Genomic DNA, 12579 nt, shown 5'->3' on the forward strand with positions numbered 1-12579 from the left:
AATGTACTGGGCACGTTCGGTGCCTTGTTCCTGAATCAGGGTATCCAGGGACTCCAGCCATTCGGCGGTCTCTTCCGGATCACGATCAGGCAGCTGGTTTGTCAACCCGCTGAGGATATGGGAGGTATCTTCTCCTGCAGCCACGTCCAACCTCTCTTTGAGCGCATCTATCGGCACCCTCAGCTCCGGGCAGGGTGACTGCCTGGCGTGAACGCGACGTGTGCGACATATCGGTTACATCAGCCCGGTCGTATGCGCCGGGCAAGGTCCAATCACGGTACGCCTGCCTGTATTAGCCGGGCGGTTGCCCGCGCAGGCGTAGTCGTCATCAGCCACTCTAGCCGTGCGGGCTGATGGATGCGTAGCCGCCCTATGGACCCGTCCCCGTATTTCACGGGCATACTGGTTGTGTGACGAAGCGCTGCCCCGCAGCCTCCGGATCGGCCTGTGTGACGCAGAATATGGCGGATCGCGGTACCAACAGCTTGAAGCGAGAGCCCAAAGGGTGTTGGCTTGGAGTAATGGAAATCACTAGTGCCATTGAAAACATGAAGCAATTCAAAAAGCATAGGAGCAACACGTGAGCGAGGCCGACGCCGCCACTTCGGTAAATGTGGCGGAGAAACTGGGTTTCAAAGACGGGGACCTGATTCAGGAATTCGGTTATGACGACGATGTCGACTTCGACTTGCGGGACGATATCGAAGATCTCACGGGCTCTGAGCTTCTCGATGAGGACGATCACGAGGTGGTCGATGCCGCCATTCTCTGGTGGCGGGCAGGTGACGGAGACCTTGTGGACACGCTGGTCGATTCGCTGACCACTCTCACCGAGGGCGGCGTTGTCTGGGTCCTGACTCCCAAGTCCGGCCGGGACGGCTACGTCTCGCCCGCGGACATCCAGGATGCCGCGCCCACCGCAGGGCTCCACTACACCACCTCCGCCGGCGTCTCGAAGGACTGGAGCGCCACCCGGTTGGTCACGCGGAAGAACAAGTGACCCAAGCGGTCCAGCACGAGGCCTCCGGGCCGCGCTCCGCCGTGAGCCCCGTTCCCGGTGTCGGCGATGCCGCGCCGGATTTCGAGCTCGCCAATCAATTCGGGGAACCGGTGCGCCTCTCAGACTTCCGCGGCCGCAACGTCGCCATGGTCTTCTACCCGTTTGCCTTCTCCGGGATCTGCACCGGGGAACTGTGCGAAATCCGGGACAACCTGGCACTGTTCGAGGATGCCGACGCCGCTGTGCTGGCAGTCTCGGTGGACAGCAAATTCGCCCAGCGTGCCTATGCCGAAAAGGAAGGCTACGGCTTCGATATGCTGGCCGACTTCTGGCCGCACGGGGCTGTGGCCTCGGCTTACGGCGTGTTCGACCCCGACAGCGGCATGGCGCTGCGCGGCACCTTCATCATCGACGCGGCGGGAATCGTCCGCTACGTCGTGGTGAATCCGCGCGGCCAGGCCCGGGACTTCGCCGAATACCGGGCGGCTCTCGCGGGACTCGGCGGGAGCTGATCCGGTGAGGCAGCGGCGGCCAGGAATCGGCATGACCGGGTTTGCCAGCCTCCCGCCGGTCACGGCCGCCGGGAGCGCCGCGGAACTCCAGCGCACCGAGCTGGAGGCCCTGCAGGACATCCACGGCCTCCTGTCCGGGGAGCAGTTCGCCGTGCTGACGGGTGCCGGCCTGAGTACGGATTCAGGCATCCCGGACTACCGCGGGCCCGGCGCCGCACCGCGGACCCCCATGACCTACCAGGAATTCATCGGCGAGCCGGGAAACCGGCAGCGCTACTGGGCACGCAACCACATCGGCTGGTCACATCTGCGCAGGGCGGATCCGAACGATGGCCATGCCGCTGTAGCCCGGCTGGAGCAGCGGGGGCTTCTCACCGGCCTCATCACCCAAAACGTGGACCGGCTCCACGAGGACGCCGGCAGCGTCAACGTCGTGGACCTGCACGGCCGGTTCGACCAGGTGGTGTGCCTGGACTGCCACCGGCGGTTCAGCCGCCGGATGCTGGCCGGTGTCCTGGAAGAACTCAACCCCGGGTTCCTGGAACGGGCGCAGGCGGCCGGGGTGGTTGAAATGGCACCGGACGCCGATGCCGCCGTCGAGGACGGCGAACTGATTGGATCGTTCATCGTCGCCCGCTGTCCGGCCTGCGGCGGCACCCTGAAACCGGACTTCGTGTACTTCGGGGAAAACGTGCCCAAGGACCGCGTGGAGCGCTCCTACGCCATGGTCGACGCCGCCCGGGCGCTCCTGGTGGCCGGCTCGTCGCTGACCGTGATGAGCGGCCTGCGTTTTGTCCGCCACGCGGCGAAGCAGGGCAAAGCCGTGGTCATCATCAACAGGGGACCGACCCGCGGGGACGGCCTCGCCACCATCAAGCTGGAGGCAGGCGTCAGCGGGGCCTTGACCTGGCTCGCCGCAGAGCTGCCGCCCCTGTAGCGACGGCCGGGCCGATTGGCGCTTGGCCGGTGACATCCGGTACAGTAGCTGTTCGTTGGTTGAAGCGCTGAGGCGCGGAAACCGCGGTTTGGGTCTTTAGCTCAGCTGGTAGAGCGCCACGTTTACACCGTGGATGTCATCGGTTCGATCCCGGTAGGACCCACCACAGAAAACCCCGTCCTTCCGGACCATACGGTCCGGAAAGGCGGGGTTTTGTGCGTCCGGTTGACCCGATCAGGAGCTTTTCGGCGCCGATTCGTTGGGACCGCTGATCGGGGCTACGGTCCCTTCAAGGAGGGCGTAGGCGTTGGCGAGCCGCTGCACAGCCTGAGACTGATTGGTCGACACGCCACCCTTTACGATCGAATCCAGCACCACGGCTTTCGCCTTCTCCAGTTTCTGAGCGTTCGATTCAGCCATCTTGCATTCCCCTTGGTCCTTCGCAGGGCGCCCTGTGCGCCCGGCACGCGTCGAATTTACCATCTGCTCGGAAATGTCTGACATTGGTGACGGCGGTGAAAGGCGGACGCCGCGGGCTGGGGCGCCATTCGTTAGCGTTGAATGCTGACTCGCCAGTCCTTCAGGTACTGGATCGACACCTGCCCGGCGGCCTCAGCAGCCTCTGTGTCGGTGATGATGTAGGGTTCCATTTTCTTCGGGCGCAGGATCTCCTTGTCAGCCCTGTTTCGGGCGAGGGCCAGGGTGACAGCGATGAACTCGGGCGACCCTCGGTCCAGCCCCTCCACGGCCAGGGGCGTCAATAATGCGCCACCCTCAGCAAGCGACAACTGGATCGCCGCGACCGGGACCGCTGCCGGCTGCACGCCATGGTGCACGGCCAACGCAGCGGCCGTGCCAGCGGCTTCGCCGATGCCTGTCACGGTAGGGTGCAGCCGAATCGCGCCGGACGCGAGCCGTGTGGTGGAGATGTTCTTCTCCGCCGCGAGGAGCCCGTCCACCCACTCAGGGATGAGTGCTCCCATCGGGATGGGGAAGGGCCCCTCCCGCCAGACGGTGGGCTTGTCGGCCAGGGACTCGCCGAGATAGGTCTCGAAGTCCGTTTCGGCCCGGCCGCCGTGGAGGTCTGGGTGGTAGGTCCCTACAACCACGCTGTCGTCGCGCCAGGGCGCTTCGGTGCGGTTCGGTTCCCGGATGATGTCCTTGCCCGTGATGATTGCTGTCCCGATCACGCGGCGTGATTCGCGTATGTAGGGGATGAGGGGCATGTGCTGCTCGATCGGAATGTAAATGTCGGGCACGTAGGGGTTGCGCGGCGGCGTGGGCCCGTCAGCGTAGCCCTCGTCCGTTGCGACAGACCAGGGCAGGCCGAGTTCGTTCTGCAGGTAGTAGATGATGCAGATGGTTTTCAGCTTCGCCTCCGCCTCGTAGCGGGCGCGTGCATCCGGATCGGTGAGGTAGTCGGCGCCGACGGGGAAGTCGTTGTAATGATTCAGGTTCGTTCGGGTGACTGCGTTGTAGTCGTCGCCCGTTTGCATGTTCTCGGAGCTCAGGTCCGGGGCGGCACGGAAGCCTGCAAATCCCAACGGCCCGGGCTTTTTCTTGAGGCTATCGAAGCCGCCTTCTGGCGGGTATGCGCTGCGGAATTCCGTCGCATACGTGCCGTAGTTTTCCGGCGCCACGGTGACGCGGAGTTCGTCGGGGATGCCGCCGGGATAGGCCTGGATAATCGCGGTGTAGGTGATGTCCTGAATGGCTTGCCGTTTGGAAGTGATCCCGCGGGTGCTGGTTCCGTTGGAGACTCCGTTACTCAGCCTGTGCGGGACGCCGGCGAGGGCGAGAACCTGCCCGTCCTCGGTGGCATCGATGACGACCTTAGCCTCAATCGGTCCCGCGGTGGTGAGGAGGCCGGTGACCCGGCCGGCCTCGCGGCACGCAGCACTGATCCCGGTGTTACGGAGCACGGGTATGCCCGCGGCATCGAGCATCTCGGTGAGCACCCGTTCAACGACGACTACGTTGGGCGTAAACGAGATTTTCCTGTAGTGCCCGACATTTACTGGCCGGTTTAACTCGACGTCGTAGATGTGCTGAATCCGGGCGAGGATCTCTGACCAGATGCCAAAGTCATTGAGCGCGTGGTCGTAGTGGAACGTGATGTCGAACGCGCTGACGCCGCCGGCTGTCGCCTGCCCACCGACCATGTGGGTCGGTTCCACCATGATCACGGAGGCGCCGCGCCTCGTTGCCGCGATGGCCGCAGCTGCCCCCGACAGTCCTCCGCCGGCAACAACTACCTCGCAGGACCGATCCAAGACATCGGGTATTTCCTTCCATGCCGCCCGCTGCCGGGCGCTGATCGGATCAACGACGTTCGGCTTCTCGCCGGGTGCAAACTCCTTGAAACGCGGAATTGTCTGGGTGGCAAGGTTCATTCTGACAACGATAGTTGACCCAAGCGGTGCCTGTGCGCGGGTGCGGGCACCGCGGTCCGAAATGCCTGACATCAGTGAGGGGAGGGTAGGGGGCGGACCCGTCCCTAAGGCATGGTGGTTGCAGAGTACAGTTAGGTGATTTGTTCAGCTTCGAAAGACCATGGGGACCACCATGTTTTATGGCGTCACGCGCTACAGCCTTTTCTCTCCCGGATCACACTCTTGGAAAACGTCGCGGAGCGGCGTCTTCAAGACCCCGGCAGACTACATGCAGTACTTGTTCTCGGAAAAGCGCCTCAGTCTTCGAGCTGAGATGTTCTTCGAGAAGGCCGTGCCTGCCCTTTCCGCCATGGCGGAAAACCATGACTACAAACACTTCGTGATGTATTCCGAGTTGCTCCCGAAGCGGCATCAGGAAATTTTGTTCGCGGCCGCGGCCAGATACCCGTTCCTGGTTCCGGTGGAATGGAACGACGTCGTCCGGGGAACAGGCATCGAAGAAGTCAAGCCCCTGATTGAGCAGGACCTCGCCAGCAAGTTTGACGCCGACGCCGGCGTGCAGCCGGTCGCGTGGTTCCGTCTCGATGACGACGACCTGCTCGCCGCCGACTATCTGACCCATCTTGAGGTGTACCGGACGCTGAACCACGTGGGGATGGCCATTTCATTCGGACTCGGCCTGACGGCCTACAAGGGCCAGCATGACCTGGTGAACCTCCGAGAGTTCTACCACCCGAAGTCCGCCCAAGGGATGGCCTTCGTGTCCGCGTTCGACCCGCGCCAGCGCAGCCTCTCGATCGTTACGCCCGGGCCGCACCATGGTGTAGACCAGGTGATGCCGACCATCCTTGACTCCCGGGAACACATGTTCTTCCAAGTCCGTCACAGCGATCAGGACTCGACGTTGAACGAAACCCCGCATGAGCGCGTCGCAGCCTCTCTGGCGCGGCTGGACAAACTGCCGGCTGTGCGATCGGCCGACATTTCTGCGGAAAAATGGCCGAGTCTCATCGAGGACATCGTCCGCGGCGAACCTGTGCTGCACGAGCTTTCCGCGCCGGGCGCGGAACCCCTGCGCCTGACCGAGGACACGGTGCTGACTTTTCCGTTGGATTCGGCAATTGAGGCGGGGCTGGTCGAGTTCGAGTTTGAGTTCGAGTCGAGGAGCAGGCTCCAGGGAGGATTTGGCGTGGTCTCCTATCAGCTTCAAGGTGCGGAGGGCATCGATCCCGAGGAACTCGGGCTGCGGGAGAGCTCCATCTATGGGTTGAATCGTCAGGTGTGGTCGAAAAATGCGCGCGGCGTGGTGCGTCAAAGCCTTCTGCTGCCCAAAGGGGTCAGCATCTCCGGCATCACACTCAAGGGCAAGAATCGCCAGCCCGCAGACGTTTTCATCCGCTTGCGCCAGCCGCGCGTCGTTGCGGTGCACGCCGCCGACTAAAGACCGGAGGCCCCCCAGGGCGGGGTTTTGTGCGTCCCGGCGGGGGATGCTGCACGCCCCGAAAATGTCAGGGCTCCGCCCTACTGTGACGGGCATGGAACACGTGATGGTGAAAACAGCCCCGGACGGGCGGCCCCTGGCGGTAGTGCGCGGGGGCAGGGAATGGTTGATCGGCGCCGAGCCCGTGCGTTGGTTCGAGCGGGTCAGCTGGTGGGAGGCCGAGCGCCGGATGCCCAAGGGCCTGAGCCGCGTGGATGTCGAGGTCTGGCAGGTCCAGGCGAGGCTCGGCCGCAACCGCGGATCTGCCCTGACCACCATGGAACTGATCCGGGACGGCCTCGGTGGGGGCTGGCGGCTGCGGGGGGCCGTTGCGGACGCCGCGTAGTCCGCCTGCGCGGGCAACAATCGCCCGGCCCGGCCCGCTCAAAAGGGGACCCCGGACCCTGGTATCACCCGGGCATTGGAAAAGCCTTCCACCGCGACTATTGGGGGATGCCGCGGTGGAAGGCTTGTAATGAATATACCGTGAACACTTGGAAATGTGAAACACCGGCGGCGTTTCTGCGCGCCAGAATTACGCCAGTCGATGGCCTAATCGCGGGCCCCGGGAGTCCGCCGCCTAGGATGTTTTCATGACCGCCACGAGTGCCCGCCGAATCGCCAGAGTCCGCCCGCTTTCCCCGGCTGCCGGGGACGAAAACTTCTTCGTCGCCAACGACGCAGCGGACTTTGGCAGTGCGGCGGGCAGGGTGTGGACGGTGACACCCTCTCCGTTCCCGGGTTCTGCCGCCAATGCCGGCAGCCTGCCCCGCAGCGGTTGGGAGTTCGGCGCGGCAGTGGAGGAAGCGTCGTTCACGTTCCTCGCGCCCTGTGTCCCGGCCAACGTCCTGGGCATGGCGCACAATACGGGTGCCGCGGGCCGCGGACTTCCGCCGCAGGCCTTCCACAAGGCGGCCACCAGTGTGGTTGGCCCGGGGGACGCGGTTGAACTCCGGCCGGGTGTGGGCCGCGTCGAGCCGGAGGCCGAACTGACCCTCGTGATCGGGAGCAGCGCCCGCGGACTGACGCCCGGCAACGCCATGGGCGCGGTCCTGGGCTACACCATAGGAAATGACGTCTCCGCCAGGAACCTGCAGGAATCCGATCAGCTGTGGATCAGCGCCAAGAGCCAGGACACGTTCACGCCCGTGGGGCCCTGGATTGTCACGGACCTGAACGGTGACGACCTGGCGATCGGCATCAAACACAACGGTCAGGAACTCCAGGCAGCCAGCTCCGCCGACCTTGGCTGGAAGGTCGAGGAAATCCTCGCCTATCTCACATCCTTCATGACCCTTCACCCGGGTGACCTGGTGCTGACGGGATTCCCCGCCGAGTGTGCGCCGATCGTCCCCGGCGACACCGTCACTTGCCACATTGCCGGCATCGGCGAGCTGACGAATCCCGTGGTGTCTGCCGCCTAAGGGGCCTGCGGTCCCCGACGAGGCCCGCCGACGGGGAGCAATGGATGCGCGGGCCCTGCCGGTCCCGGTTCAGGGCGCCAGACATTATGATGGTTAGTGTTCAGCTGACTGGACGGCATTCGAACGAGTGGCGCGGCGACTTGCGCGCGATACCTGAAGGAGAATCATGGCCGATTCCCGAGTTTCCCGACCCTCCGACGGATTGGGGAGCGCGTCACCCGCGCCGGCTGTCACCCGTGCCGCCGCCGTGCTGGAAGCCCTGGCGGCATCCGCGACCGGACGCCTCACGCTCAGTGATCTGTCCCGGGAACTGGGAATCCCGAAGTCCTCCACCTCCAACCTCCTGCTCGCGCTCGAGGAGGCGAGGCTGATCAGCCGCCAGGGCGCGGAGTTCACCCTCGGCCGGAAGTTGGTTGAGCTCGGTGCTGCCTACCTCAGCCGCCTCGACGAGGTCCAGGAGTTCTACCGCTTCTGTGAACAGGCCCCGACGCTCTCGGGAGAGACGGTCCGGATCGCCATGCTGGACGGAACAAATGTCATCTACCTGGCCCGCTACGAAGGGCACCCGGCGGTGCGCCTGACGTCCAATATTGGCGACAAGATGCCCGTGTCCCTCTGTGCCGTGGGCAAGGCCCTGATCGCGCGGCTGCATGACCACGACGTCGACGAGATGTTTCCCGACGACGCCACTCTTCCGGTCCTGACGCCGAAGTCGCTGCGCACGGGTGCCGAGCTCAAGGCGCAGCTCACGCTCATCCGGGAGCAGGGGTATGCGTTCGAGGACGAGGAATCCACCACCGGAGTCGTGTGCCTGGCCGTCGCCGTCCCGACCCGGGGCGCACACGGGCCCAGCCTAGGCCTGTCGGTCACCGCGCTGAAGGCGACTTACTCGCAGGAGCAGGGCGCCCTGATGGTGAAGGAACTCCAGGACCTCGCCCGGTCCCTCGGCAATCCCATGGGCTAGGGGCCCGCGCCGCTGGGCGTTTCGGGACGCCCCGGAATAATCTGATTATTCATTGGCTAGCCGATCACTATGCTGTACTCTGTTCAGCATAGTGATCGACTCCTTGGGGTTGCTCACACCCACCAGACCAACGGGGGTCTGGAGTGTTCTTGAGGGAGTGCTTGTGACAACTAGTACTAATACACCGCTCGCTGAAGCGGACGGCGCCGTCGTCGATCCGGAACAGCTGCGACGGGCAACGCTTGCCAGCTCTGTGGGCTCCGCGCTGGAGTACTACGACTTCTACATCTACGGGCTGGCCTCCGCCCTGATCTTCGGCCCGCTGTTCTTCAAGCCGCTCGGCGAGGACGGGGCCCTGATTGCATCCTTCGCCACGTACGGTGTGGGCTTCGCGGCCCGACCCTTCGGCGGGATGGTCTTCGGCTACATCGGCGACCGGTTCGGCCGCAAGATGGTCCTGATCCTCACCATCGGCCTGATGGGGACCGCCAGCTTCGCCATCGGCCTGCTGCCGACGTACGAACAGGCCGGCATGCTCGGCGCCGTTCTTCTGGTGACGCTGCGCATCCTGCAGGGACTGGGTGCCGGCGCTGAACAGGCGGGCGCCACCACGCTCATTTCCGAAGTCGCGCCGCGCCGCCGTCGTGGCTTCTTCGCGTCGCTCCCGTTCGTCGGCATCCAGCTGGGGACCCTGCTCGGCGCCGGAACGTTCGCGCTCATTGCCATGGCAGACAAGGCCGTCCTGGAGGGCTGGCTGTGGCGGGTGCCCTTCCTGGCCAGCGTGCTCCTGGTTGTGGTGGCCATCTTCATTCGGCTCCGGCTGAAGGAAACGCCCGTCTTCCAGGAACTGGAAAAGCACAAGAGCGTGGTCAAGAACCCCATCGGCCAGCTGTGGAAGCACTCGAAGAAGAACGTGCTGATCGGCATCGGCCTGCGGATGGGCGAAAACGGCAATTCCTCGATCTACTCCGCGCTGCTCATCGCGTTCCTGGCGGCCAAGGACGGCGTTTTTCCCGGCGACAAGTTCATCGGTCCGGTCGGCCTGCTCATCGCCGCGGGCTTCGCGGCCGTCATGGTGATCACCTTCGGTGCGCTGTCCGACAGGTTCGGCCGGGTGCCCGTCTACCGCTACGGCGCGCTGTTCCAGGCGCTCATCGCGCTGCCGGCGTTCTACCTGGTGACGCTGGGCAATGTCACGCTGGTCTGGATTGTCATGGTGGTGGGCATCGCCCTCGGCGTTCAGTCCATGCTCGGCCCGCAGTGCCCGCTGCTGCCTGAACTCTTCGGCTCGCAGTACCGCTTCACCGGCGTGGCCATGAGCCGGGAGCTCTCCGCCGTCCTGGCCGGCGGCCTGGTCCCGCTGGTCGGCGCCGCGCTGCTGGCCGCCACGGACCATTCCTGGCTGGTGCTCGCCATCTACTCGCTGGTCCTGGCGCTGATCTCGTTTGTCACCACCTTCTTCACGCCCGAGACGGTGGGACGCGACCTTCTCCTGACGGAGGATGCGCGCTAGGCGGTATCCGGGCTGCAGACCCTCCGTCCGCGCCGCACAGGCCGTGGCCCCTTCCACCCAGGAAGGGGCCACGGCCGTTTCTGCGCCACGGAATACCCGCGTCGACGGGCAAAATACCCGGCGCGCCCGAATGCCGGCCTCGCAGGCACGGTCCCGCGTTGCTGGGCGGAACCTTCCTCGCCCAACGCTAAGGGCGGCCCAACCGTTTCCGGTGGGCCGCCCTGTGTGCGCTGCGGCGCTGGTGCAGTGCGAAAGGGTGGACTCAGTAGAAGTGCACCGTGTCCACCAGGTGGGGGAGTTCGCCACCGTCGAGGTAGGTCCGCAGGTTGCTGCAGAAGCGTTCGGTGATCAGCCGGTTTTCGGCGGCGCTGAGCGCCGAGGTGTGCGGGGACACCATCACCCTGGGGTGGTTCCACAGCGGGCTGTCCTGCGGCAGTGGCTCCACGGCGAAGACATCGAGGCAGGCATAGGAGACCTGGCCGTTGCCCAGAGCCTCCAGAAGCGCCTCTTCATCGACCACGGTGCCGCGGCCCACGTTGACGAAGACTGTTCCGGGCTTCATGGCGGCGAAGACGTCGCGGCTGAAAAGCTTCTCGGTGTACGGCGTGCCGGGCAGGGTATTGACGACGGCGTCTGCGGTGCCCAGCAGGCCGGCGAGTCCGTCGTTGTCCGTGACCGTCTCGATCCCGTCGATGGCCTCCACGGTCCGCTTGGTCCCGCTGACGCTCATGCCCAGGGCGCGGGCGATCCGTGCGGTCTCGAGCCCGATCTCGCCGAGCCCGGTGACCACCAGGCGGGAGCCGTTGACCAGGCGGGTGGGGGTGCGGAGCTCGGGCCAGAGCTTGGCCGCCTGGTCCTGGGCCAGCTCGGCGCTGCGCTTGAAGCCGTTGAGGATGCCCAGGGCGGCGAACTCGGCGAGCGGCAGGGCGTGCACCCCGGCCGAGGTGGTGACCCTGAACTTCTGCAGCGTCGCGGCGTCCAGCCCCGATGCCTTCACGGCACCGCCGGCGCCGGCCGCCATGGCATGGATCCACTCAAGCCGGGGATTGCTGCCGGCGATCCAGGCGAGGCCTGCCGGGCTTTCGTTGGGAAGCCCGTACAGGACCTGGGCCTTGTTGAGCATGTCCCAGTAGCGCTCTTCCTGCTCCGGCGTCCGGAGGAAGTCCGGGTCACCCGCATGGTCGGCGGGAAAGCGTTCCGGCGGCAAGAGCTCGGGGTCGTAAAGGACGGTCACGGACGGATCTACGGCGCGGATGCGGTCCACCAGCTCTGCTTCGAGCGGGACGGCGATCGCTACGGTGGTTTTGGTCGTCATAGTGTTCATCATACTGAATGGAGGCTAGGATGCTGAACAGAATTCCAAGATTAACCACGACGAAGTGAGGGCAACGCATGGAGATGGACCGCAGGGAGGCCGGGTTTGTCGGCCTCGGCCTGATGGGCGCGCCGATGGCCGCCAACCTCCTCGCGGCAGGATGGACCGTCACGGCCTGGAACCGTTCGCCGGCGGCGCTGGACGCCTTCGAGACCCTGGGCGGCTCGCGTGTGGCCAGGGTCGAAGCGCTTCGAGACCAGCCAGTCATTGTCTTCATGCTGCCGGATCTGTCCGACATTGAGGATGCGAGTGCCGCGCTCCTGGCCGGCTGGACCGCCAGCCCGCCCGCGCCCGGAACCGCCGTCGTGGTGATGAGCAGCGTGTCGCCGTCCGGCGTGCGGTACTTCGGGGCACGGGTCGCGGAGGCGAGCGGGGGCAACGCCGTCGTCGTCGATGCGCCGGTCAGCGGCGGCACCAAAGGCGCGGCGGACGGTACCCTCGCCATCATGGCGGGCGCCAGCTACAGCGACTTCCGCCGGCTCCTGCCGCTCTTTGGCGCGATGGGCAGCACCGTGCGGCGGCTGGGACCGCTGGGATCGGGGTCGCTCGCCAAGGCGTGCAACCAGCTGATCGTGGGAACCACGACGGCGGCGCTCGCCGAGGCCGCGGAGCTCGCCGAACGCTCCGGCATGGAGGTGCACGCCCTTTACGAGGTGCTCGCGGGCGGACTGGCGGGCAGCCGGGTCCTGGACATCGTGGGCCCACGGCTCGCCGCCAGGGACTACGAGCCCACCGGGCCCGCCAAGTTCATGCACAAGGACCTCTCCTTCGTGCTCGAGAGCGCCGCGGCCGCGGGTGCCGCAGTGCCGATGGCGGCCGCCGGCGCCGAGCTCTACGCTGCCCTGCTGCGCCAGGGGCTGGGGGACCGGGACCTCGCCGTCGTGCGGCAAACCATCGCCAATCTCAGCGACAACGCACGTGACAACGCCAGCGATAAGCCAACAGCCAACACAGCAGCAAAGACCGATGAGGATCAGTGAA

At 65.5% G+C, this 12579-nt stretch carries 12 protein-coding genes and 1 tRNA gene; 10 read left to right on the top strand and 3 right to left on the bottom strand.

Features of this window, described 5'->3' with window-relative positions; all coding sequences use genetic code 11:
- Positions 1-580 precede the first annotated feature (580 nt).
- From AC1DDH_RS00005 to AC1DDH_RS00020, 4 genes are all read left to right on the top strand, one after another.
- Complete coding sequence (locus AC1DDH_RS00005; RefSeq protein ID WP_018773429.1) at positions 581-1000, top strand: DUF3052 domain-containing protein; 420 nt, start codon at positions 581-583, stop codon at positions 998-1000.
- Positions 997-1512, top strand: a complete 516-nt coding sequence (locus AC1DDH_RS00010; RefSeq protein WP_476954568.1) for a peroxiredoxin — start codon at positions 997-999, stop codon at positions 1510-1512. Before AC1DDH_RS00005 ends, AC1DDH_RS00010 begins: the two co-directional genes overlap by 4 nt.
- A gap of 4 nt (positions 1513-1516) precedes the next feature.
- Positions 1517-2449 carry an NAD-dependent protein deacetylase gene (locus AC1DDH_RS00015; protein ID WP_476954569.1) on the top strand — a complete coding sequence of 311 codons (933 nt, stop codon included), beginning with the start codon at positions 1517-1519 and terminating at the stop codon, positions 2447-2449.
- A gap of 90 nt (positions 2450-2539) precedes the next feature.
- Positions 2540-2615, top strand: a tRNA-Val gene (locus AC1DDH_RS00020).
- A 68-nt stretch (positions 2616-2683) separates the two neighbouring features.
- Here the strand turns inward: AC1DDH_RS00020 and AC1DDH_RS00025 are convergent.
- Positions 2684-2869, bottom strand: coding sequence for a hypothetical protein (locus AC1DDH_RS00025; protein ID WP_476856947.1), 186 nt, complete (start codon positions 2867-2869; stop codon positions 2684-2686).
- A gap of 131 nt (positions 2870-3000) precedes the next feature.
- Positions 3001-4842 (bottom strand): FAD-dependent oxidoreductase, encoded by a 1842-nt coding sequence (locus AC1DDH_RS00030; protein WP_476954570.1) that lies wholly within the window; start codon positions 4840-4842, stop codon positions 3001-3003.
- Positions 4843-5014: 172 nt separating this feature from the next.
- Between AC1DDH_RS00030 and AC1DDH_RS00035 the strand changes: the two genes are divergently transcribed.
- From AC1DDH_RS00035 to AC1DDH_RS00055, 5 genes are all read left to right on the top strand, one after another.
- Positions 5015-6283 (top strand): glycosyltransferase, encoded by a 1269-nt coding sequence (locus AC1DDH_RS00035; RefSeq protein WP_476856945.1) that lies wholly within the window; start codon positions 5015-5017, stop codon positions 6281-6283.
- Positions 6284-6389: 106 nt separating this feature from the next.
- Complete coding sequence (locus AC1DDH_RS00040; RefSeq protein ID WP_476954571.1) at positions 6390-6668, top strand: hypothetical protein; 279 nt, start codon at positions 6390-6392, stop codon at positions 6666-6668.
- A 247-nt stretch (positions 6669-6915) separates the two neighbouring features.
- Positions 6916-7746, top strand: a complete 831-nt coding sequence (locus AC1DDH_RS00045) for a fumarylacetoacetate hydrolase family protein (protein WP_476954572.1) — start codon at positions 6916-6918, stop codon at positions 7744-7746.
- A gap of 166 nt (positions 7747-7912) precedes the next feature.
- Entirely contained in the window at positions 7913-8710 is a 798-nt protein-coding gene (locus AC1DDH_RS00050) for an IclR family transcriptional regulator (protein ID WP_476856943.1), read from the top strand.
- A 253-nt stretch (positions 8711-8963) separates the two neighbouring features.
- Entirely contained in the window at positions 8964-10223 is a 1260-nt protein-coding gene (locus AC1DDH_RS00055; protein ID WP_476886657.1) for an MFS transporter, read from the top strand.
- A gap of 262 nt (positions 10224-10485) precedes the next feature.
- Here AC1DDH_RS00055 and AC1DDH_RS00060 read toward each other — a convergent pair whose 3' ends face one another.
- The gene (locus tag AC1DDH_RS00060; protein ID WP_476954573.1) at positions 10486-11550 is read right to left on the bottom strand and encodes a D-2-hydroxyacid dehydrogenase; all 1065 of its coding nucleotides are present in this window, start codon (positions 11548-11550) and stop codon (positions 10486-10488) included.
- Between the two features lie 65 nt (positions 11551-11615).
- Between AC1DDH_RS00060 and AC1DDH_RS00065 the strand changes: the two genes are divergently transcribed.
- Complete coding sequence (locus AC1DDH_RS00065) at positions 11616-12578, top strand: NAD(P)-dependent oxidoreductase (RefSeq protein ID WP_476954574.1); 963 nt, start codon at positions 11616-11618, stop codon at positions 12576-12578.
- Position 12579: the final 1 nt, after the last annotated feature.

The organism is Arthrobacter sp. 10T425, assembly GCF_056393985.1.